This window comes from Orbaceae bacterium BiB (assembly GCA_036251205.1).
GTDB lineage: Bacteria > Pseudomonadota > Gammaproteobacteria > Enterobacterales > Orbaceae > Orbus > Orbus mooreae.
Genome location: CP133958.1, coordinates 1,426,297 through 1,450,497, shown reverse-complemented (window position 1 = coordinate 1,450,497; position 24,201 = coordinate 1,426,297). Strand labels below are relative to the sequence as shown.

Here is a 24,201-nt window from a genome sequence, read left to right as displayed (position 1 = left end):
CAAACAAAATTGTTATTTTCAAAATATTAATCTCAATAGGCATTTTGATATTAATCCTCTATAATTTAAACATCTTTTTTGTTGCCTTGGTTACGTATGTTTACCATTTATCACTCAAACCAACTCGATTTATTAAAATCATTAACAGCACAACTGATGAAACGTCAGCCGCTTAATGCTGTATTTGAACAAGAGGTGATTTTAGTACAGAGTCAAGGAATGGGGCAATGGCTACAAATTCAGCTAGCACAAGAGTTAGGCATTTCAGCTAATATCCATTATCCATTTCCTACTCAATTTGTTTGGGATATTTATCGCGTATTTTTTCCTGAATTACCTCAAAACAACACATTTAGTGCCGATTTTATGGTGTGGATTATTATGGCTCTTTTACCTGATTTAGCTAAAATGCCAAGTTTTGCCACTCTCAACCACTATTTTGAGTTGGATGATGAACAAAAACGTTATCAGTTAGCGAGTTGTATTGCTGGATTATTTGATCAATATATCGTGTACCGAGCTGATTGGATTGATGCATGGAAAAATGGCGAATCGGTTAGCGAACTGGGTAGTACTCAAGAGTGGCAAGCAATATTATGGCGAGAGCTGGTCTCTTATAGTCAAAATATATTGGGTTTATCGTCTCACCGTGCCGATATTCATAAAAAAGTTATCGAGATTTTAACTCATAAAAAGTTAACTAAAGCTCAGAAAAAACAGCTTCCTAAACGTATTTTTATTTTTGGTATTGTCTCTCTGCCCCCGCTTTATTTAGAGTTGTTTAATGCATTAAGTCAACATATTGATGTGCATGTGATGTTTATGAATCCCTGTCGGCAATATTGGGGCGATATCGTTGATCGTTCTTTTGTTCATAAATATGTTACTGATGAAAATGTTGCAAATATGATGTTACAAGAGTCTCATCCACTATTAGCATCATGGGGTAAATTGGGACGGGAACATTTAATTCTGTTGCAGAATTATCAGAAACAAGATATCGATGCTTTTTTTGATTATGAGCAACAATCTTTATTAGGATTTGTCCAACAGTCAATTTTAGAGTTGCAAAGTAATGCTTCAAATCAGTCTACTTTGCAGCTAGAGACATCAAGTCAAAAACAGCCAATTTTAGCTAATGATGACTCTATTACATTGCATGCTTGCCACAGTGAACAACGGGAAGTTGAAGTACTTTATGATTATCTACTCACTATTTTGGAACAAGACCCTTCCATTGATTTAAATGACTGTGTGGTTATGGTCGCTGATATTGAACATTATGCCCCTTATATTCAAGCCGTATTTGATAATGCGCCTAAAAGTCGTTACTTACCATATACGATTTCAGACCAAAAGTTACGTTATATTGATCCGATCATTCAAGGTTTTTCACTATTGCTAGAATTACCAAAGAGCCGTTTAGAGATTGATTATCTTTTTGATCTACTTGAAATTCCTGCGATAGCTAAACGATTTAACCTTGATGAAGAAGGACTAAAGTTACTACAGCATTGGATTGTTGATTCAGGTATTCGCTATGCTTTAGATTCGAGTGTTGATGAACCCCATAGTTGGTTAGTTGGTATTCATCGAATGTTGCTTGGATACACGATGGAGAGTCAGCTTGATAGCTGGCAAGATATTTTACCTTATGATAATACGACAGGGCATGACTCTGAATTAGTTGGTTACTTAGCCGACTTTATTATGGCTATTGCTAAATGGTACGATATCCTTAGTTGCCGTCATACTATTGCGCAGTGGCAAAACATATGTGTACAGCTATTAGATGAATTTTTTGTAGTTGATAGCGATAGTGAATCATTACTATTAATGATACAAGAGCAGTGGCAAAATATTATTGAACAAGCGGTATTAACGAACTATCAAGATGAAATTAGTGTAATGATTTTGCATAGTTTATTACAAGGCAAATTTGAACAACAAGCTATATCCCATCGATTTTTAATCGGTAAGATTAATTTTTGTACTTTAATGCCAATGCGCTCAGTACCATTTAAAATAGTCTGCTTATTAGGTATGAACGATGGTATTTATCCAAGGCCTATTACTCAACTAGGTTTTGATTTGATTGCCCATCATTGGCGACTAGGTGATCGTAGTCGACGCAATGATGATCGCTATTTATTTTTAGAAGCTCTTCTTTCGGCACAGCAGCAGCTCTATATTAGTTATATTGGTTATGATATCCAGACAAATGATGTTAGATATCCTTCTATTTTGGTTGATGAGCTCATTGAGTATTTAAAGCAAAATTATCTATTATCGGGTGATGAGTTGTTAAATACTGAAGTAAGTAGTATACGTTTGCAAAACCATCTGTTACAAACTCATACTAGAATGCCCTTTAGTGCGAGTAATTATTCTGGTCAAACGAGTAAAATGGTAAGCTATGCAGATGAATGGCTGCCTGCGGCTAAAAAGCAGGGGGGTTCATCAACTTTTATTCGTCAATTATCTACCAAGCCATTCGATAGTATTAATATTGATGAACTTAAACGTTTTTATTCTCATTCGATAAGAACATTTACGAAAGGGCGTTTAGGTTATGTCATTAACTATATTGATGAACAGCTTCCAACGACTGAGCATTTTAATCTCAATAATTTAGAGTGTTATCATGTCAATAATCAAATCATAGCGCAATTTTTACCACAAGAACAGATTGATGAAAATTTAGATGAGCGTTTGTACCAAAAAATGTTGCGGAGTAACCAGCTACCTTATCGTGCTTTTGGTAAAATATTATATAGTAAGCAAAAAGCATTAATGGCGCCTTTAATCAGTCGTGTTAATCAAGCGAAAAAAGGTGTTTTTTCATCATTAGATGTTAATCTTGTTATTAATGATATATTACTGACGGGTAGAATAAAAAATATTCAACATGACGGAATATTACAGTGGCGTACAAGTAAATTAAGTATTAAAGATGGTATTAATTTATGGATCGACCATTTAATTATGTGTATATCTCATGATGAATTAACGGATATCCATAATCGAATTTATGGACGAGAAGATAGCCAATGGTGTTTTCATGTATTGCCCAAAGAACAGGCATTAATATTTCTATCACAATTAATTGATGGCTATTTGACCGGTATGAATCAACCTTTGTTTATGCCGTTACAGAGTTCTTGGCGTTGGTTAGATAAAAGTTATGATTCAGAACAGAAAGATATTACGAAAGATGTGTTAATTTTAGATAAAGCTAAATCCGATTTTATTGATTGTTTTACTCCACGTTGGTCAGATAATATTGCTGAATGTGATGACTATTATTTACGTTTGTACCCCGAGTTAACCAACGAATTAATCGAAACAGCAATCGAATTTGCAACGATGTATTTATTACCTCTTAAAAAATTTAGGGATACAGAATATGTTGATTGATACTCACTGTCATTTTGATTTCCCCCCTTTTAGTGATGATATTGCTTTATCGATAGAGTGCTATCAACAAGCGGGTATTGATAAAATTATTGTTCCCGCTGTATCTGTAGATCGTTTTGCTAATATTATTGAGTTAGCAAATACTCACTCATCAATTTATTATGCTTTAGGACTTCATCCAATCTACACACACCACCAACAGGATTTAGACTATTTGAACAGTGAACTTGCACTCAACCGTTCTAAATTAGTTGCTATTGGTGAAATTGGTATTGATGGCTATATTGACGGCGCTGATATTGATCAACAGATATATTTCTTTTCTGCTCAGCTTGATTTAGCAAAACAATATCACTTACCAGTCATTTTACATTCTCGTAGATCTCATCCATTGTTATATAAAATCTTAAAAAATATGAAATTAACCGATTCAGGTGTTATTCATGGCTTTTCCGGTAGTTATGAAGAAGCAATGCAATTTATTCGATTAGGTTTTTTTATTGGTGTTGGTGGTGTCATTAGTTATGAACGCGCCAAAAAAACGCGTAATGCTATTAGTAAAATTCCACTATCTGCCATTGTATTTGAAACGGATGCCCCAGATATGCCGCTGAGCGGGCACCAAGGTCAACCTAACCGTCCTGAAAATATTCAATCTATTGCAAACTATTTGATTGCATTACGCACCGAATCACAAACCACTATTTTTGAACAGGTTGCGCTAAATACGCTAAACTTATTCCCTAAGATGGCGATTAATTAGTAAAATTATTTTAACTTGCAGAATATAAATTTTAATATTTCTATTCTGTTTTATTTATTTTTAGTGTCAATCCAGTGTACTATGTAAAAAGATACTATGTAAAAAAAAAGTAAATACTGATAAATAAGGGAAAACAGTATGGCTAATCGATTCAGTCAAATCTTTATGCAAACCATCGTGACATTAACAAGAATGTTTCCTTTATGGGCTATCTTATGTGCTATTTTAGCCTATTTTATGCCGAATATATTTTTGCCTATGAAATCACATACTTCTGAATTATTGATGTTTGTGATGTTTACTATGGGGGTTACGTTAAGTATTGATGACTTTAAACGCGTTATTGTAAAACCTAAAGCGGTAATTGTGTGTACACTACTCCATTATATTGTGATGCCGTTAACTGCACTGATTCTTGCTAAAGTATTTCATATGAATCCTGAACTTTTGGTTGGGATGGTATTAGTCGGAAGTGTTGCTAGCGGGACTGCATCAAATGTGATGATTTATTTAGCAAAAGGTGATGTGGCTTTATCTGTTACTATTTCATCTGTCTCAACTCTTGTCGGAGTAGTTGTGACCCCTTTGCTGACATTAGTGTTAGTTGGTACCAGTGTTGAAGTACCATTTTGGGGGATGCTGATGTCGATTATTAAAATCGTTTTCATCCCTATTGTAGCTGGATTAATTGTCCATCATCTATTTTTAGGTTTTATAAAAAAACTAGAACGTTTTTTACCTATTATGTCGATGATCTGTATATTAATGATCTTAAGTATCGTCGTTGCTGGTAGCCGGGATCAAATTACTCAAGTTGGCTTTATGGTGATTATTGCGGTAGTATTACACAATGCTATCGGTTTACTTGGTGGATATTGGGGTGGGCGATTACTTGGCTTTGATGAAGCAACTTGTCGAACCATGTCACTTGAAGTTGGAATGCAAAACTCCGCTTTGGCGGCAACATTAGGAACGACCTATTTTTCAGCATTATCAGCACTGCCTGCCGCTGTTTTTTCAGTATGGCACAATATTTCAGGATCATTATTGGCCGGCTACTGGCAGGGTAAACAGGTAAAACGCCGTAAATAATCATTGAGCTGGACCATTCAACTAGATAGTTAGATATAGTAAGTATCACTATCTAGTTTAGTATCGTTTGATATTTTGGGGTTTATAGCAACCACAAAAGTTAACGATTTTATTTAAGAAAACATAATAGCAAATTGATACTCATAGATAAGTTAAATAATGACGAATACTAATCAGTCTATTTCACCACTAATGTTACGCATGATGCCATGGATTGCAGCCGTGGCATTTTTCATGCAAACACTCGATACCTCTATTTTGAATACTGCGCTCCCATCAATCGCTATGGATTTGGATGAGTCACCATTAAACATGCAATCAGCTGTTATTTCTTATGCCTTAGCGGTTGCTCTATTTATTCCTGTCAGCGGTTTTTTTTCTGATCGATTTGGCACACGTAATGTTTTTGTTGCTGCTGTATTTTTATTCTCTACAGGTTCACTATTGTGCGCGTTATCTCCTTCATTAGTGATGTTGGATATCGCTAGAGTGATCCAAGGTATCGGTGGCGCAATGATGGTACCCGTGTCGAGGTTAGCACTGATTAAATCGTTTAAAAGAAGTGATTTTCTTGCAGCCTTAAATGCTTCAACTATTCCAGGTTTAGTCGGGCCCGTTGTTGGGCCAGTACTTGGTGGATACTTAGTTGAGTACTCTTCTTGGCACTGGATTTTTTTGATCAATATACCGATCGGAATTATTGGTATGGTTAGCGGTTGGAAATTTATGCCTAATATCAAAGGCGAACGGTTACGTTTTGATCTTGCTGGCGTATTATTTATTTCAATTGCAGTAATTAGTGCCACTTTAGGATTAGAGTTTATTAATGAAGGGATGAATATCTATCTCTCGCTAGGATTAATTTTAGCTTGCTTCATATTATTTTTATTTTATATTTATCACGCTAAACGTTCATCAGCCCCTATTTTCCCTCTATCATTATTTAGTATTCATACGTTTAGAATTGGAATTATTGGTAATTTGATTAGCCGTTTAGGGATATCAGCCGCGCCATTTTTGATTCCATTACTGTTACAAGTTGCATTCGGTTATTCTGCAATTTACGCAGGTTTAATGCTAATACCGATGGCTATCGCCTCATTAACGATGAAAACGTTTGTGCCGCCTATTTTACGATATTTTGGTTATCGACGTGTTTTGATGACAAATACGATTGTTGTCGGCCTTATTATTATGGCAATGTCTTTACTTAACAAAGATTCTTCAACAATATTATTTGGTATACTACTATTTTGCTTAGGTGCAACAAATTCATTACAGTTTACATCGATGAATAGTATTACATTAGCTGATTTACCAAATGATTTGACAAGTAGTGGTAATAGTTTAATGGCAGTCAACCAGCAGTTGGCTATTAGCTTTGGTATCGCGTGTGGTGCCGTATTAGTACGTGTGTTTAGTTATCAGTCAGAAACGATACCCCAAGATGTGACACATGCGTTTAAAATGAGTTTTATTGTATTAGGTGCATTAACTTGTTTATCAAGTCTTATTTTTAGACAACTCTATCCACAAGATGGGCAAAATTTAACAGTAAAGCATCAATCTAGCTCAAAACAATAAAAGGATAAGATCATGCAATATCAGATTATTCCCGTAACCGCCTTTCAAGAAAATTGTTCTATTGTTTGGTGTGAAAAAAGTAAATCCGCGGCGATTATTGATCCTGGTGGTGAGGCTGAACTCTTGAAGCAAGTAATCACTAAGCTTGGTGTGAATATTACTAAAATATTATTAACTCATGGTCATCTCGATCATGTAGGGGCAGCAAAAGCGTTAGCGGAGTATTATCAAGTTAAGATCTATGGCTCTCAAATTGAAGACCAGTTTCTTTTTGATAATTTACCTCATCAATGTGTACAGTTTGGTTTCCCATTTACTGATGCTTTTTTACCTGATGTTTGGTTACAAGAGAATGATACAATTGCCGTTGGTGAGCTTAATTTTGATGTGTTACATTGTCCGGGGCATACGCCAGGCCATATTGCTTTTGTCAATCAGTCTAAAAAATTAGCATTTGTGGGGGATGTTCTATTTAAAAACAGTATTGGTCGAACGGATTTCCCTAGAGGAAATTATGCTGATCTTATTTCATCAATCAAAAATAAGCTTTTTCCACTTGGTGATGATATTACTTTTGTACCTGGTCATGGTCCAATATCGACATTTGGTGCTGAAAAAAGGAGCAATCCATATTTGTCATAGCTAATTTTTCATCAAAAAGATGATTTAGCAGTTGACAGTAGGTGTTTATATCTGTAACATTCGCGCTACATTTTCGGATCCTCCATAGTTCAGTCGGTAGAACGGCGGACTGTTAATCCGTATGTCACAGGTTCAAGTCCTGTTGGGGGAGCCAACTTATTTTAAAAGCCTGCTTTATAGCAGGCTTTTTTATATCAAAAATTTACCTTATTTATAGTGACTTTGTTATCTAATATTTTAAGTCTGGAATTTGTAAGACATTTTATGTTTGAAAGCGCTTTATAACATAATATTCACAAGGTTTTTTACACTATAATAACGTATTACAACAATATTATAACGAAAGTATAATTATAGTATTCTATTTCTGTTAATCGCCAGATGATTTAATTGCTAGTTATCATCGATTTTGCCTTTTATTGACAAAGTTATCATAATGATTGCGATTTAGTTCGCATCCTGACAGAATAATCAGTATATAAAATTATTTTTATTGATATTATAAAAATAACTTGATACTGTATTATTATACAGTATAATTACCTGTATTAAATAATCAATTATATTATGGATATATGATGAGTATGAATGAGAATAAACAACGAGCTTTAACTGCAGCTTTAGGTCAAATTGAAAAACAATTTGGTAAAGGATCTATCATGCGATTAGGGGATACTCAAACCCTTGACGTGGATGCTATCTCTACAGGTTCGTTGGGACTTGATATCGCTTTAGGTATTGGTGGTTTACCAATGGGGCGAATTGTTGAAATTTTTGGACCAGAATCATCAGGAAAAACTACGTTAACATTATCCGTTATTGCCCAAGCGCAAAAAGAGGGTAAAACGTGTGCTTTTATTGATGCTGAACATGCTCTTGATCCAATTTATGCTGCTAAATTAGGTGTACAAGTTGACGATTTGCTTGTTTCTCAGCCAGATACTGGTGAGCAAGCACTTGAGATTTGTGATGCATTAGTTCGTTCAGGTGCGGTTGATGTGGTCATCGTTGACTCCGTCGCAGCTTTAACGCCTCGTGCTGAAATTGAAGGTGAAATGGGTGATTCCCATATGGGGCTACAAGCACGTTTGATGTCACAAGCATTAAGAAAATTGACGGCTAATATTAAAAATGCGAATTGTCTTGTCGTATTTATTAACCAGATTCGAATGAAAATCGGCGTTATGTTTGGTAATCCAGAAACAACGACTGGTGGTAATGCGCTTAAGTTTTATGCTTCAGTTCGTTTAGATATTCGTCGTATTGGTGCAGTGAAAGAAGGTGAAGATGTCATTGGTAGTGACACTCGCGTAAAAGTTGTAAAAAATAAAGTTGCAGCACCATTTAGACAAGCTGAGTTTCAAATACTATATGGTTGTGGTATATCTAAAGAAGGTGAGTTGATTGATTTAGGTGTTAAACATAAATTAGTTGATAAAGCCGGTGCTTGGTATAGTTATAATGGTGAAAAAATTGGGCAAGGTAAAGCTAACTCAATTAAATTCTTACAAGAAAATCCACAAAAATCTCAAGAACTGGAAGAGAAATTGAGAGAACTATTATTAAGTAATCCTGGTAGTCTAGCTGCGGCTGAAGAAGATTCACCTATTGGCGATGATGAATAATCCATCGCTATACAAAGAGTTATTACATAAAGCTGTGCAGCTACTTGCACAGCGTAATCACTCAGCCTATGAATTAAAAAATAAGCTAATCTCCTTCTGTCAAAAAAAATATTCTGGTGAAGAGGATGATGGAGATACTATTTATCCTGTTATTAACCAAGTGATTGATGAATGTATAGCAAAAAAATGGTTGAATGAAAACATTTATATTGAGCAATATATTGCGATGAGATCTCGTAAGGGTTATGGTAATAATCGCATTATATTGGAGCTAAAACAGCGTGGAGTGACTAATTCGGCAATCATGAACGTGATGTCAGCGTCGAATATTGATTGGATTGAAATTGGTATTAAACAAGTTACTAAAAAATTTCCTCTTATTGAACATAACGATTTAAAACAAAAAAGTAAAATATTTCAGTTCTTATCTTATAAAGGTTTTTCACAAGATCAAATTCAGCTTATTTATTCAGCAATATAATTATTTTTTTCTGAACGATTAATTTGCTGATTTTCTCTCATCAATAAATATTTTTCTCTCATTTTCCATAAAGTTATCCTTGAAGTCGTTTAGCGATAACAGTATATTAATCAGATAAAGTATTAATACACTATTAATTATTGGAAGTATAAATGAAAAGTACCACTGAAATTCGTCAAATGTTTCTTGATTTCTTTCATAGCAAGGGACACGAAGTTGTAGAAAGTAGTTCACTTGTTCCACATAATGATCCCACTTTGCTTTTTACTAATGCTGGGATGAATCAATTTAAAGATGTTTTTCTTGGTATGGATAAGCGCGCTTATTCAAGAGCAACTACGGCTCAACGCTGTGTTCGTGCAGGTGGTAAGCATAACGATTTAGATAATGTAGGTTATACTGCTCGACATCATACATTTTTTGAAATGTTAGGTAATTTTAGTTTTGGCGACTATTTTAAGCGTGATGCTATCCATTTTGCGTGGGAACTATTAACGAGCGAAGGTTGGTTTAATTTACCAAAAGATCGTTTACTTGTGACAGTTTATGCAACAGATGATGAAGCTTTTGATATTTGGGCAAATGAAATAGGGATACCAAAAGAGCGAATTATTCGTATTGGTGATAATAAAGGTGCACCATATGCTTCGGATAATTTCTGGCAAATGGGTGATACCGGCCCATGTGGTCCATGTAGCGAAATCTTTTATGATCATGGTGATCATATTTGGGGCGGTCCTCCAGGTAGTGCAGAAGAAGATGGTGATCGATTTATTGAGATTTGGAATATTGTCTTTATGCAATTTAATCGCTTGTCTGATGGCACGATGGAATCGCTACCAAAACCGTCAGTTGATACAGGGATGGGATTAGAACGGATTTCAGCGGTATTGCAGCATGTTAATTCTAACTATGATATCGATTTATTTAAAAAATTGATTAAAGATGCAGCTTCAGTAATCGGCACTACTGATTTGTCTAATAAATCATTGCGCGTTATTGCTGATCACATTCGTTCATGTGCATTCTTAATTGCAGATGGTGTCTTACCTTCAAATGAAGGGCGTGGGTATGTATTACGCCGCATCATTCGTCGTGCAGTTCGACATGGCCATATGTTAGGTGCAAAAGATATTTTCTTTTATAAGCTCGTTCAATCATTAATTGATGTTATGGGCGATGCAGGCAGCCACCTTGTGAAGCAACAAAAACAAGTTGAAGATACTTTAAAACTTGAAGAAGAACAATTTTTAAAAACGTTAGAGCGCGGTTTACTATTATTAGATCAAGAGTTAGCTCAAGTTTCGGGTAAGATCTTACCAGGTGAAGTCGCTTTTAAACTTTATGATACTTATGGTTTTCCATTAGATCTAACGGCCGATGTTTGTCGAGAAAAAAATATCCGTATCGATGAAGCTAAATTTAATCAATGTATGGAGCAACAACGCCAGCGTTCGCGTGAAGCTGATAATTTTACCGTTGATTACAGCAATAGTATTAAACTAGATAGTACAACTGAATTTGTTGGTTATCAGGAAACAGAAGTTGCAGCTAAAGTGTTGGCGATTTTCCAAAATGGAAAAAGTACACAAAGTGTACAAGCTGGTCAAGATGCAATTATTGTATTAGACAAAACGCCATTTTACGGTGAGTCTGGTGGTCAAGTCGGTGATAAAGGTATATTTACCGCACCAGATACTATTTTTACAGTGCAAGATACCCAAAAATACGGCCAAAGTTTTGGTCATATTGGTTCAATGACCAAAGGAAAATTAAATGTTGGCGATATGATTACAGCCGCAATTGACACTGAACTGCGTGACCGAGTTCGTCGTAATCACTCCGCAACACATCTATTGCAGGCTGCGTTACAGCGTGTATTAGGGAATCATGTACAGCAAAAAGGATCGTTAGTGAACGATAGCTATTTGCGTTTTGACTTCTCTCATATGAGTCCTATCTCGTTGGCTCAGCTACAAGAGATTGAGAATCTTGTTAATCAGCAAGTTCGTCGTAACTCACCTGTTGCTGTTGAATTAATGCCAATTGAACAGGCTAAAAATAGAGGGGCGATGGCATTATTTGGTGAAAAATATGATGATATTGTCCGTGTATTAACGATGGGGAATTTTTCAATCGAACTTTGTGGTGGGACTCATGTCGATCGCACTGGAGATATTGGATTATTTAAAATTATGTCTGAGTCAAGTATTGCATCTGGGGTTCGACGTATTGAAGCCACGACAGGGCAATCGGCTATTGAACTGGTACATAGTGATGATATCAAACTTAGCGATATGATGTCATTGTTGAAGAGTGATAAACACAATCTTGTAGCAAGATTATCACAATTGATTGAACAAACTAAATCGCTAGAAAAGAATATTGAACAATTGAAATCACAACAGGCATCTCAAGAGAGTGCTCAACTAGTTCGTCAGGTTGAAGAGATCAAACAACATAAGTTATTAGTTGCTAAAGTTGATGGTGTTGAAGCGAAAGTATTACGTGAGATGATTGATGATTTAAAGAATCAGTTAAAATCAGGTGTTATTGTGTTAGCAACAGTAAATGACGATAAAATCAGTTTAGCTATTGGTGTAACTAAAGATTTAACTGAACAAATTAAGGCGGGTGTATTCGTTTCCTTATTAGCAGAAAAAGTTGGTGGTAAAGGTGGTGGACGACCTGATTTTGCTCAAGCTGGTGGGACAGATATTGCTGCATTACCAAATGCATTACTAGAGATTAAAGGTGCTATTGTCGAAAAATTGAACTCAATGTGAAATCGGATTATGTCGGAATAGGGAGATCGGATGTTAATATTAACAAGAAGAGTTGGTGAAACACTTATTATTGGTGATAATGTTGCTATCACCGTTTTAGGGGTAAAAGGAAATCAAGTCAGAATTGGAATTAACGCACCAAAAGACATTCCTATTCATCGAGAAGAAATTTATAACCGGATTCATCAACAGAGTGATGAACAAAATAGCAGCGAAGATACATCAGAAAACCCATAATTGGGTAGTAAATACACAACTGACACAGATAAATGAAAAAAATATTTGACATATTTTCTGTAAAACGTAATATGTGCGCCATACGTTACAGATTTATAGCGTGTATTTTATAAAGAAACGGTGAGATGGCCGAGAGGCTGAAGGCGCTCCCCTGCTAAGGGAGTATAGGGTCAAAAGCTCTATCGAGGGTTCGAATCCCTCTCTCACCGCCATTTATATCGTGCATCCGTAGCTCAGCTGGATAGAGTACCCGGCTACGAACCGGGCGGTCAGGGGTTCGAATCCCTTCGGATGCACCATTTTCTTACTTTATGTGCATCCGTAGCTCAGCTGGATAGAGTACTCGGCTACGAACCGAGCGGTCAGGGGTTCGAATCCCTTCGGATGCACCATTTTATTTTACTCCTTTTCTACCTGCATCCGTAGCTCAGCTGGATAGAGCACTCGGCTTCGAACCGAGCGGTCAGGGGTTCGAATCCCTTCGGGTGCACCACTTTATTTCTCATCTAATATTTATTAGCAATATATGCTTAATTATTGTTTCTCAGTGATTCAAAGAATGGTATCATATGGCAATTTTAGACCCTTATAATAAATGGTTGTGAGTAACGATGATAAAAACAATTTCAGGACATAAATTAAATAAAATCGTATTAGCTATTTGTCTTTCTTCTGTCATTAGTGGGTGCACACTGACTGGCTCGAATATTTCAACTAGTAATAAAAATGTGGTTAAACAGCAAGATGATAACTTTGATATTAATAAGTTAGTCGATATTTATCCTGTAACCCCAATGTTAATTCGTGATTTATATAAATCTCCTGTCGTTGCTCAAAACAATCTTCAATTAGATAAAGAAATTAAAAAATATCAATATCATATTGGTGTTGGTGATATCATCAACGTAACAGTTTGGGATCACCCAGAATTAACAATTCCTGCTGGTTCATATCGTAGTGCTAGCGAAGCGGGTAACTGGGTTCATGCCGATGGTACTATCTACTATCCCTATATTGGTAAATTGAGTGTTGAAGGTAAAACGCTAGAGGAGGTTCGTAATACGATCTCTACTAAACTTGCGACTTATATCGAGAGTCCACAAATTGATGTTAGTATCTCTTCGTTTAACTCACAAAAAGCCTATATTACTGGTGAGGTAACTAAATCAGGCAAGCAACCGATTAGCAATGTTCCATTAACTTTATTAGATGCGATTAATAATGCCGGTGGCCTGACTGATAAAGCTGATTGGCGTCATGCGGTATTAACACATAACGGTCAAAAAGAGCAAATCTCATTACAAGCATTAATGCAATATGGTGATTTAACTCAAAATAGATTGTTATCAGGTGGTGATATTGTTTATGTACCGACTAACGATACGTTAAAAGTATTTGTGATGGGAGAAGTTGAAAAACAATCTACGTTGGTGATGGATCGCGCTGGAATGACCTTAGCAGAAGCGCTTGGAAATGCATCGGGTATTAATCAAAAAACCAGTGATACTTCAGGGGTTTTCGTTATTCGATCTGTGATAGATGGTGGTGATGCTGATAAGCAAGGTAAAATTGCTAGTGTGTATCAATTGAATTTAAAAGACGCGACAGCAATGGTACTAGCTACCAATTTCCAATTAGAACCTTATGATGTGGTTTATGTGACAACCGCGCCAATCGAAAGATGGAATCGTACTATTATGCAAATTTTACCAACCATTCAAAGTGCTAATAGTATGACTGAAACCATTCGATGGATTCGTAACTGGCCTAACTAAAAACGGATAAGTGATTATAAAGAATGTTTGATTCAATTTGTGTGGTATGTATTGGTAATATTTGTCGCTCACCAATTGGTGAGCGTCTTTTACAGAAACTTTTCCCAAATAAGAAAATTTCTTCGGCCGGTATTGCTGCTGAGGTTGGCGATCCTGCTTATCATAAATCAGTTACAGTTTCTGCTCAGCATGGTTTATCTCTTGATGAGCATATAGCAAGACAACTGACCAAATCGATTTGTGCTGAACAAGACCTGATTTTAGTGATGGAGAAAGGCCATATTGACGCAGTGTGTAAAATAGCGCCAGAAGTCAGAGGGAAAGTGATGTTATATGGTCATTGGATTAATGAGATGGAAGTGACGGATCCTTATGGTCATAGTCTAGAGTTTTTTGAAAGAACCTATGAGTTATTAGATAAATCAGCACAAGCTTGGGCGAGTAAGTTGAAGTAAAATTATAAGGTTTAATTAGGTTATGGTTACAAAAGAAACAAAAAATTTGTCCAAAGATAGTGATGAAATTGATTTATTAGGTTTACTCTATGCCTTGCTTCATAAATGGAAAATTATTGTTGGATTTACTATTTTCACTACCTTAATTGGTGTGCTCTATGCCGTTTTTGCTACTCCAATTTATAAAGCAGACGCCTTAGTTCAAGTTGAACAAAAATCAGCAAATTCATTGTTAAATGATTTTTCAAGTATGCTTTCTGGTACGAAACCGACGTCAAGTACTGAAATTGAATTGATTCGTTCACGTATGATTGTGGGTAAAACAATCAAAGATTTATCACTGGATATTGATGTTAAGCAGTCTTTCTTTCCTATTTTTGGTAAAGGATTTGCCCGATTGATGGGAGATAATAATCAGATTGCATTATCTCGTTATGATGTACCACAAAGTTGGAATGATCAGCCACTTGAATTAAAAGTGATTGATGGTGAACATTATACTTTATCCAAAGATGGTAAAGCGCTTTTATCTGGAACTGTCGGCGAATTTAGTACTAATCAGGGTGCTGCGATTTTAGTTAGCCAGATAGATGCTAAGCCAGGGACCGTATTTTTAGTAACAAAACGTTCACAATTACAAGTCATCAATGATATTTTGACTAACTTATCGGTAGCCGACAAAGGTAAGGATACTGGTATGCTTGAATTAAGTTTGCAAGGCGATGATCCTGTACTTATTCAAGATATTTTAGATCAAATTAGTAAAAATTATTTGGCACAGAACGTTGAACGGGGCTCAGAGGAAGCTGCGAAAAGTCTTCAGTTTTTAAAGAGTCAGTTACCTCGTATCAAAGCTGAGTTAGAAGATTCTGAGAATAGACTTAATAAATACCGCCAAGATAATGATTCTGTTGATTTATCACTAGAGGCTAAATCAGTCTTAGATTTATCGGTACAGCTTGAAGCGCAGTTAAATGAGTTAACATTTAAAGAGGCCGAAGTATCTAAGTTATACACTAAAGAGCACCCAGCTTACCGTTCTTTATTAGAAAAACGCCAAACTTTATTAAATGAACGAGATAAACTTAATAGTAAAATTACGTTTTTGCCTCAGACACAGCAAGAAATTCTTCGTTTAACGCGAGATGTTAAAGCGAATAATGAAGTCTATATGCAGTTACTTAATAAACAGCAAGAGTTAAGTATTTCTGAAGCGAGTGCAGTCGGTAATGTTCGAATTATTGACAATGCCTTAGTGCAACCTAAACCGGTTAAACCGAAGAAAGTCATCATCGTTGGTGTTGCCTTCTTATTTGGTCTGATTCTCTCTTCTGGTGCTATTATTTTAGTAACAGCCTTAAGAAAGACCATCGACTCTGTTGAACAGATAGAAGATATTGGTTTAAACGTATATGCGAGTGTTCCTCTTTCTGATTGGCAAAGTAAGCAAAATCAAACCTTCAGAAATACGCTCAAAGCTCATCGTAAAAAGAATATTAGAGCCAAGCAATTGGTATCGGTTGGTGCTCCAAACGATCTTTCTGTTGAAGCTTTACGTAGTTTAAGAACTAGTTTACATTTCGCGATGTTAGAGGCTAAGAATAATATTTTAGTGATATCAGGATGTAGCCCTGAAATTGGTAAAACCTTTATTACAACTAATCTATCGGTGGTAATTGCAGACTTAGGTAAAAAAGTTTTACTGATTGATTCTGATATGCGTAAAGGGTATTTGCATGAATTGATGAACATAAATATGAAGCACGGTTTATCTGAATATTTATCTGGTCAGCAAGATATCTCCTCAGTTATTCATAAAACACCGTTAAACTCTTCACTGGATTTTATTCCAAGAGGTGTTGTACCGCCAAATCCATCTGAGCTGTTAATGCATCCAAGACTCGCTGAGCTATTAGAATGGGCAAGTCAAGAGTACGATATGGTATTGATTGATACTCCACCTGTATTAGCCGTAACTGATGCATGTATTGTTAGCCAGTATGCAGGTACGCTGATGTTAGTGGTTCGTTATGGTCAAAATACGATAAAAGAAGTTCAATTAGGCGTGCAACGTTTTGAACAAAACCACATTCAAGTTAAAGGTGTGATATTTAATGGTGTGGTACGTAAGGCTGGTAGCTATTATCAATATGGTTATAGTTATAAATAATTTATAGTTTTGAGTGTGAATAAAAAAAACCACCTTTTATCAGGTGGTTTTTTTATAGGTTTATCAGTAATAATATCTGATGTTTTATTATTCTATTTTACTGTGCAGAATAATTTTGCTAATACGATTGTGTTATATTTAACGCATCGTGACAAATTCTTCAGCAGCAGTTGGGTGAATTGCAACAGTATTATCGAAGTCTTTTTTGGTTGCTCCCATCTTTAAAGCAACAGCAAAGCCTTGTAATATTTCATCCATGCCATAACCAATCCCATGAATACCAACAATCTTTTCTTCCTTACCGGCACAAACTAACTTCATTTTACAAGGTTGTCGGTGATGAGTTACTGCGGTATACATTGCGGTAAAGCCAGATTGATAGGTTTTAATATTTTCCTTACCATAAATTTTTACAGCCTCAGGTTCTGTTAATCCGACTGTTCCAATTGGTGGATGGGTAAAAATAACGGTTGGAATATCATTATAATCTAAATGTTCATCAGGTTTATTATTAAATAATCGTTCTGACAATCGGCGTCCTGCGGCAACAGCTACAGGTGTTAGAGCTACAGCTTCAGTATCATCACCCACTGAATAAATTCCAGCTATATTAGTATTTTGATATTTATCGACTTCAATAAAGCCTGACGATTTAACTTTTAGTCCAGTGACTGCAAGATTAAGTTTATCTGTTGCTGGTTTTCGTCCAATTGCCCAAATTAAGCAGTCAACTTCGTAATTTTGACCATTTTCCAGTTGTAAAGTCAGTGAACTATCACTGTTTTTTATAACCGCTTTAGGTATTGAATTCGGATGTAATTGCTGGCCTTCTTGTTTAATCACATCCATTAATGTATCAATAATAATTGGATCTAAAGAGCGTAATGGAGTGTCCTTACGAATAAATTGGTGAACTTCACTACCTAATGAGTGAAGAACACCAGCAATTTCACATGCAATATAGCCAGCTCCCACAATTGCAACACGCTTTGGCTGCTCAGTTAAGGCAAAAAAACCGTCAGAAGTAATACCATATTCTGCTCCTGGAATATTAGGAATCATCGGCTCACCACCGACGGAGATTAGAATATGTTCTGCTGTATATTGTTGACCATTTACTTCAAGTGTTTTTGGGTCGATAAACTTAGCATAGCCATTAATGACATCAACTTTATTATTTGTTAAGACTCTATCATAAGATTGATGGATTCTATCAATATATGCGCTGCGACTCTCGATGAGCTTTTTCCAGCTAAATTGATTAATTGTCGTGTCAAATCCGTAGTCGGGGCCATAATGATTAATTGCTTCTGCAATTTGTGCTCCATACCACATCACTTTTTTTGGCACGCAGCCAACATTAACACAGGTTCCGCCTAATGCCTTAGCTTCAATGATGGCACATTTTTTACCATAAGATGCGGCACGATTGATCGATGCGATACCGCCACTACCACCACCTATTGCAATATAATCATAATGTTTTACTGTCATCTCTTTTATACCTTTTAGTAAGAATATTTATAACTTATCATATAATTAAATAGATAAAAACCTATAATAAGGTAATAGAATAATCGTTATAATCTATTAAAGCATAAATTACTTTATTAATTATTCAGATACTAACTCTTTAAGTAATATATGCCCCATCCCCTCTGGATCAAGAATATCTTTTAACCAAGGTAGAATGCTCTCCATTTGCTGTTGTAGTTTCCAAGGTGGATTAATAACAATCATTCCGGAAGCTGTCATTCCTTTCTGGTTATTATCCGGTCTAACTGCTAGTTCAATTTGCAAAATTCGTTTAATCCCACTGTTTACAATACCATCAATCATACCTTGAGTTTGTTTACGATTGACTACAGGATACCAAAGTAGATAACAACCCGTTGCAAATCGTTTATAGCCTTCATGTAATGCTAATGGTATTTTTTGGTAGTCATCTTTTATTTCATATGAAGGATCTATCAAAATAACACCTCGACGAGACTCTGGTGGTAATTTAGATTTTAGTTGTAAAAATCCATCCTCTCTGAGGACTTGGGCTCGTTTATCTTTATTAAATTCTTGCCTTAATAGTGGGTAATCGGACGAGTGAATTTCCGTTAAAGAGAGCTTATCTTGTGGGCGTAATAACTGCTTTGCAATCAATGGTGAGCCTGGATAGTATTTCAGCGTTTCACTACGATTGTAATATTTTAGAACAGACAAGTAAGGATTTAATAGATCTAATATTTCTGTCTGTTGCCAAACTCTGGCAATACCTGATAAATATTCTGCTGTTTTTTCAGCATGCTCACTCTGTAATAGATAGCGTCCAGCACCTGAATGGGTATCTAGGTATAAAAAAGGTTTATCTTTTTCTTTGAGTGATTCAATACATAGTGTCAGGACAATATGCTTTAATACATCAGCATGATTACCTGCATGGTAGCTGTGTCGATAACTTAACATTTTAATCTCTACTAAATATAATATTTGTTCAGTATATATGAATTGGACAAGTGAGTGGATTTTTATTTCGTTAAAATATTGCTGTAATATACTATTATAGTGAAAAAATACTTGAATTGAAGTCAGATGAATTAATTATTAAATCATAGAATAATTAATTCACCTTTAAAACAGTAATATTATGAGTGACTATTTCATTGCTTGATGTAGCTTATAATAAACTTGAAGTAGCTTTTGATGTGCATTAAATTGCGTTAAATTATCATCAACATTAAACAGGCCGAAGAAACTCTTTTTCGCCGTTGCATATTGCCACATTTCAGTTACACATTCTTCACCATACATTTTATTAAATGCTGTTTGATAATCAGAAAATTGTTTACGATCTCGCATTAACATAAAATCGACTAATGTGGCTAGACAGCGATAAGCGTGATTACGTTCAGGCGTGAAAATAGAACTATTCATCTCAATCGTCCAGTCGAGCCATAATTTTGCTTGTTCTAAGTCTTTACCAGCTAAAGCTAACATCGCTTTAAGCTCACCAACTCGTAAAGTATACCAAGCATTATCTTGTCCTGTCGCAAGTCCAAGAAGTTCGCGCACTCGAGCAAAATCATCTAGCCCATCGTCATCAAATTGCTCAATTAGAGCCAAATACTCTTTTGCTTTTAATTTACTTTCTGGTAAGGATAAGATGGTATCCCGCCAGTGGATAGCCATATTGTTATTGGCAATGAGTAGATCTTCTGGAGGATAGATTTCAGACATTCCAACAGCAAGGATACGACAAGCATAAACCTCTAAATGCTGATAATCCATGATCAACACTTCAACATCTTGCTGATTAATAATAGCCATTAAATCATGAAATTCTTGTTCGGTAGAATTTGTACCACTTTTATTTGTAAAAGACCATTCAACAAACTCATAGTCTGCCGTTTGTTTAAATAGATCCCAAGAGATTAAACCACTTGAGTCAATAAAGTGAGTTTCAAGATTACTTAAATCAGCAACATCATCATTATCAAAAGAGGGTGGAGAGAATACGTCTAAATCTTTTAAGCTACGTCCTTGTAATAACTCGGTTACAGTTCGCTCTAATGCAACACCAAAATTAGGATGGGCACCAAATGAAGCATAACAAGTACCATTATTGGGATTAAATAGTACCACACAAATAACCGGATATTGTCCCCCCAAAGAAGCATCAAAGCAAAATAGCGGAAAACCTTCTTGTTCTAAGGTTTTAATTGATTCTACCGTATTTGGATAACGTTGTAATACTACGTCAGGAATCAGTGGTAAGCTGATTGCTTCGGTGATAATACGATTTTTGACATAACGTTCAAAGACTTCAGATAAACCTTGTACCCGGGCTTCAAACATCGTATTACCAGCAGACATACCATTTGAAGCATAGAGATTGGCAATTAAATTAACGGGAACATAGACTGTTTTTCTATCAGATTGCTGTTCAAAAGGTAACGTACAAATTCCCCGCTCTGGATTGCTAGATTGTAGATCGATTAAGTCGCTAGCAGTCAGTTCATCATTTGCATCGTAAAACGCTAATAATTTTTTACTTAAAATACCTTTAGGTATGGTATCACTTGGGCCAATTGGAAACCATTTTTCATTAGGGTAATGGACGAAATCAGCATTAGCGGCCTGTTTTCCAAGGTAAAAATCAGAAAAGAAATAATTGGTTGATAAACGTTCAAAATATTCGCCTAATGCAGAGGCTAACGCAGCTTTTTTACTCGCTCCTTTACCATTAGTGAAGCACATTGGACAGGCTTTATTTTGGATATGTACTGACCATACATTGGGAACCGGATTTAGCCAAGACGCTTCTTTGGCTTCTAAATCATAGTGACTGAGTAGTTTTTCAAAATGGTTAATTGAGTCTTCAAGTGCTGCATCTTTGCCTGGAATATAAGTTTTCATGTTGTTTCTCATTATCATTTATAGGGTTGAATTAGGCTCAGTTGATAGCTCACTTAATGACCAACGAGGTTTTACTGTAATCGATAAATCAGTCGCGATATGCTGGTGTTTAAATCGTACCATACCCGCATAAGCAATCATGGCACCATTGTCGGTACAAAATGCTAGCCTTGGATAGTAAACCTGCCCTTGTCTTTTTTGCATTAATTCAGCTAATTTTTGTCGTAATGTCAAATTTGCACTAACTCCACCCGCAATGACTAACCGTTTATAACCGGTTTGTTCAAGTGCTCGTTTAGATTTGATCACTAATGTATCAACGATAGCATCTTCGAATGCTCGAGCAATATCCGCTCTAGTTTGCTCATCAAGTGGACTATGTTGGTGAACGGTATTAGCTGCAAAGGTCTTTAAACCTGAAAAGCTAAAATCAAGCCCAGGTCGATCCGTCATTGGACGAGGAAATGTAAACCGTTGACTATTCCCTAACTGAGCTAGTTTTGATAATTTTGCACCACCAGGATAGTCCAATCCTAATAATTTTGCTGTTTTATCAAATGCTTCACCCGCAGCATCATCAATAGACTCACCTAACAGTTCATATTGACCAATTTCCGTCACTTTAATTAGTTGGGAATGGCCTCCAGAGACTAATAAAGCAATAAATGGGAATTCTGGTGGATTATCTTCCAGCATAGGTGCTAATAGGTGTCCCTCCATATGATGAACAGCTATAGCCGGCACACCCCAAGCGTACGCTAAAGAGCGACCAATTGATGCTCCAACAAGTAGGGCTCCAATTAATCCAGGTCCTGCGGTATAAGCTACTGCATTAATATCTGAACTGGTCAAATTTGCTTCTTTTAATGCTGCTTGAATTAAGGGAATCGTTTTACGAATATGATCACGAGAGGCAAGTTCAGGAACTACGCCGCCGTAATCAGCATGTAGACTGATTTGTGAGTAGAGTTGGTTTGCAAGCAATCCTCGTTCATCATCATAGATAGCAATACCTGTTTCATCACAGGAAGTTTCAATACCAAGAATTATCATACTCAATTATCTTTATGGCTAAAGGGAGTAATATCATTTTCACTCCACATATCTTGTTCATTATTTTCATCGACCAGAATTCGATGGGTTTCATTTGCCCATTCACCAAGATCTATTAACTGGCAGCGTTTACTACAAAATGGGCGATAAGGATTTTTTTCATCCCACTCAATCATTTTTTGACAAGTAGGGCAATTTACAATTAATGGCTCTGTTTTCATGTATCATAGATCGTGTTTTAATAAGTTCCAGCACACCTTAGCAGGTAGCTAACTCAAATTCAACACAGTTAGTGTCTATTTTATCATTTAGTGATGGTTCAAGATGTACAAATCTAATCGCGTAACGAGCTGCATTACCAGATACTTGTGGGTATAAGCTATTAGCAAGTGGCAGCCTTATTCTTAATAAACTACTAGAATCGGTACAGTTCTGGTAAAAATTATTATTACATGAAAAAGGTTTGAAGATGCTGCATTGACGAATAAGTGGTAATAAAGTAGAAATAGCTTGATATAATGTCAGAAAACTATCGCGCCATATTGTAACATGAGTATTTCGATAAGTTTGTGGCTGTTGTAGCCATAAATAGAAAGAGGGAAGATCAAAACTACAACAACCGCCAGGAATCGTCAGTCGTTTACGGATCGCGGAAACAAATCGATCCTCTTTTAAACTCTGCCCCATTTTATCATTCTTGCTTAATTGATTTTGTATATAGTTGATTCGTTCAAGTAATGTTTCAAGTAGATTACTATCAACTCCTGCCACATTCAACCAAGTAGAGAGTTTTTGTTTCTGCTCATCAAGCTCTTTATATAAATCACCTCGCACATCGTTGCGTTCGACGATTTCTAATAACTCTGAAAGCGAATGAAAGAACAGCAACGCATTAGCTGTATTTACTGTTTTATTCTCTTCAAGCTGCTTAATCAAAAATTCAATACGTAACCAAGTGCGCATCTTTTCATGCAGAGGATGTTCAAAAATTACCTTATTATCCATATTAAGTTAACTCTTATTTGCATTGTGAGACAGTATGAGGTATTTATGATGCAATTGTTCAACTTGTGAAGATAGTGCTGATAGTTGCCCATTATTGACGATGATATCATCAGCAAAACTCACTCTTTCTTTATTACTCTTTTGAGATGATAACATGTTTTTCGCTAAATTTTCATCAATATTATCGCGTTTTTGTAGCCTCTCTAGTTGAGTTTGATAGTCGGTATCAATAATCAATATGCGGTCTGCATAATTATGTAAATTGTTTTCAATTAATAATGGCACTGACCAGATGATATATGGGCTCTGCTGTTTTGCAATTTGTCGTTGTGTTTCATCAGCAATGAGTGGGTGTAGATAGTTATTTAACCAGATCCTCTCTTGGGCATTATTGAAAATAATATTACGTAGTTTGCTACGATCTAATTCGCCCGTTGTGAGTAATATCTGTTTCCCAAAGTGTTGAGCTATCTGCTCAAGGGCGATTGAACCTTTTTCGACAACTTGTCTTGCAATTAGATCTGCATCAATAATTGGCACGCCAAGTTGAGCAAATAGATTTGTTACGGTTGTTTTCCCACTGGCAATTCCACCACTTAACGCGACAACATATGGCATATAATTAATAAATATTCAATATGATACATCACATTAGCTTATCATATCAGTAGGCAACTTCAAGTCTGATGTTAACTAGATAAACTAGAAG

Annotated in this window: 19 protein-coding genes and 5 tRNA genes; 17 read left to right on the top strand and 7 right to left on the bottom strand. The window is 35.9% G+C overall.

Features of this window, described 5'->3' with window-relative positions; translation table 11 throughout:
- The first annotated feature begins 96 nt into the window (after positions 1-96).
- The 17 genes from recC to RHO11_06715 all read left to right on the top strand — a co-directional run bounded on the left by recC (position 97) and on the right by RHO11_06715 (position 17,027).
- Positions 97-3,417: an exodeoxyribonuclease V subunit gamma gene (gene recC, locus RHO11_06795; protein WVD62814.1), complete on the top strand. Its 3,321-nt coding sequence runs from the start codon at positions 97-99 to the stop codon at positions 3,415-3,417.
- Entirely contained in the window at positions 3,407-4,180 is a 774-nt protein-coding gene (locus RHO11_06790) for a TatD family hydrolase (protein WVD62813.1), read from the top strand. Before recC ends, RHO11_06790 begins: the two co-directional genes overlap by 11 nt.
- Before the next feature lie 138 nt (positions 4,181-4,318).
- The gene (locus RHO11_06785) at positions 4,319-5,272 is read left to right on the top strand and encodes a bile acid:sodium symporter family protein (GenBank protein ID WVD62812.1); all 954 of its coding nucleotides are present in this window, start codon (positions 4,319-4,321) and stop codon (positions 5,270-5,272) included.
- Positions 5,273-5,431: 159 nt separating this feature from the next.
- Positions 5,432-6,856 (top strand): multidrug transporter subunit MdtD, encoded by a 1,425-nt coding sequence (gene mdtD, locus RHO11_06780; protein ID WVD62811.1) that lies wholly within the window; start codon positions 5,432-5,434, stop codon positions 6,854-6,856.
- A gap of 12 nt (positions 6,857-6,868) precedes the next feature.
- A complete protein-coding gene (locus tag RHO11_06775; GenBank protein ID WVD62810.1) occupies positions 6,869-7,498 on the top strand; it encodes an MBL fold metallo-hydrolase in 630 nt (209 codons plus the stop codon).
- 78 nt (positions 7,499-7,576) lie between these two features.
- Positions 7,577-7,652, top strand: a tRNA-Asn gene (locus RHO11_06770).
- 430 nt (positions 7,653-8,082) lie between these two features.
- Positions 8,083-9,123: a recombinase RecA gene (gene recA, locus RHO11_06765; GenBank protein WVD62809.1), complete on the top strand. Its 1,041-nt coding sequence runs from the start codon at positions 8,083-8,085 to the stop codon at positions 9,121-9,123.
- Positions 9,113-9,604, top strand: a complete 492-nt coding sequence (locus RHO11_06760; protein WVD62808.1) for a regulatory protein RecX — start codon at positions 9,113-9,115, stop codon at positions 9,602-9,604. The genes recA and RHO11_06760 overlap by 11 nt, the downstream gene beginning before the upstream one ends.
- Positions 9,605-9,756: 152 nt before the next feature.
- The gene (gene alaS / locus RHO11_06755) at positions 9,757-12,390 is read left to right on the top strand and encodes an alanine--tRNA ligase (protein ID WVD62807.1); all 2,634 of its coding nucleotides are present in this window, start codon (positions 9,757-9,759) and stop codon (positions 12,388-12,390) included.
- Between the two features lie 30 nt (positions 12,391-12,420).
- Entirely contained in the window at positions 12,421-12,627 is a 207-nt protein-coding gene (gene csrA / locus RHO11_06750; GenBank protein WVD62806.1) for a carbon storage regulator CsrA, read from the top strand.
- A 119-nt stretch (positions 12,628-12,746) separates the two neighbouring features.
- A tRNA-Ser gene (locus RHO11_06745) sits at positions 12,747-12,839 on the top strand.
- 10 nt (positions 12,840-12,849) lie between these two features.
- Positions 12,850-12,926, top strand: a tRNA-Arg gene (locus tag RHO11_06740).
- A gap of 16 nt (positions 12,927-12,942) precedes the next feature.
- A tRNA-Arg gene (locus RHO11_06735) sits at positions 12,943-13,019 on the top strand.
- 24 nt (positions 13,020-13,043) lie between these two features.
- Positions 13,044-13,120 (top strand) — tRNA-Arg (locus tag RHO11_06730).
- Positions 13,121-13,238: 118 nt separating this feature from the next.
- Entirely contained in the window at positions 13,239-14,402 is a 1,164-nt protein-coding gene (locus RHO11_06725) for a polysaccharide export protein (protein ID WVD62805.1), read from the top strand.
- A 23-nt stretch (positions 14,403-14,425) separates the two neighbouring features.
- Complete coding sequence (locus RHO11_06720; protein ID WVD62804.1) at positions 14,426-14,857, top strand: hypothetical protein; 432 nt, start codon at positions 14,426-14,428, stop codon at positions 14,855-14,857.
- A gap of 22 nt (positions 14,858-14,879) precedes the next feature.
- The gene (locus RHO11_06715) at positions 14,880-17,027 is read left to right on the top strand and encodes a polysaccharide biosynthesis tyrosine autokinase (GenBank protein ID WVD62803.1); all 2,148 of its coding nucleotides are present in this window, start codon (positions 14,880-14,882) and stop codon (positions 17,025-17,027) included.
- Between the two features lie 138 nt (positions 17,028-17,165).
- Here RHO11_06715 and gorA read toward each other — a convergent pair whose 3' ends face one another.
- The 7 genes from gorA to coaE form a co-directional block, all read right to left on the bottom strand.
- Positions 17,166-18,521, bottom strand: coding sequence for a glutathione-disulfide reductase (gene gorA / locus RHO11_06710; protein WVD62802.1), 1,356 nt, complete (start codon positions 18,519-18,521; stop codon positions 17,166-17,168).
- Positions 18,522-18,641: 120 nt separating this feature from the next.
- Positions 18,642-19,484 (bottom strand): 23S rRNA (adenine(2030)-N(6))-methyltransferase RlmJ, encoded by an 843-nt coding sequence (locus RHO11_06705; GenBank protein ID WVD62801.1) that lies wholly within the window; start codon positions 19,482-19,484, stop codon positions 18,642-18,644.
- A gap of 189 nt (positions 19,485-19,673) precedes the next feature.
- Positions 19,674-21,434: a 30S ribosomal protein S12 methylthiotransferase accessory factor YcaO gene (gene ycaO, locus RHO11_06700; GenBank protein WVD62800.1), complete on the bottom strand. Its 1,761-nt coding sequence runs from the start codon at positions 21,432-21,434 to the stop codon at positions 19,674-19,676.
- Positions 21,435-21,452: 18 nt separating this feature from the next.
- Positions 21,453-22,487 carry a tRNA (adenosine(37)-N6)-threonylcarbamoyltransferase complex transferase subunit TsaD gene (gene tsaD / locus RHO11_06695; GenBank protein ID WVD62799.1) on the bottom strand — a complete coding sequence of 345 codons (1,035 nt, stop codon included), beginning with the start codon at positions 22,485-22,487 and terminating at the stop codon, positions 21,453-21,455.
- Positions 22,488-22,489: 2 nt separating this feature from the next.
- Complete coding sequence (yacG, locus tag RHO11_06690; GenBank protein WVD62798.1) at positions 22,490-22,708, bottom strand: DNA gyrase inhibitor YacG; 219 nt, start codon at positions 22,706-22,708, stop codon at positions 22,490-22,492.
- 37 nt (positions 22,709-22,745) lie between these two features.
- Positions 22,746-23,492, bottom strand: coding sequence for a cell division protein ZapD (locus RHO11_06685; protein ID WVD62797.1), 747 nt, complete (start codon positions 23,490-23,492; stop codon positions 22,746-22,748).
- Positions 23,493-23,498: 6 nt separating this feature from the next.
- Complete coding sequence (gene coaE, locus RHO11_06680; GenBank protein WVD62796.1) at positions 23,499-24,110, bottom strand: dephospho-CoA kinase; 612 nt, start codon at positions 24,108-24,110, stop codon at positions 23,499-23,501.
- Between the last annotated feature and the right edge of the window lie 91 nt (positions 24,111-24,201).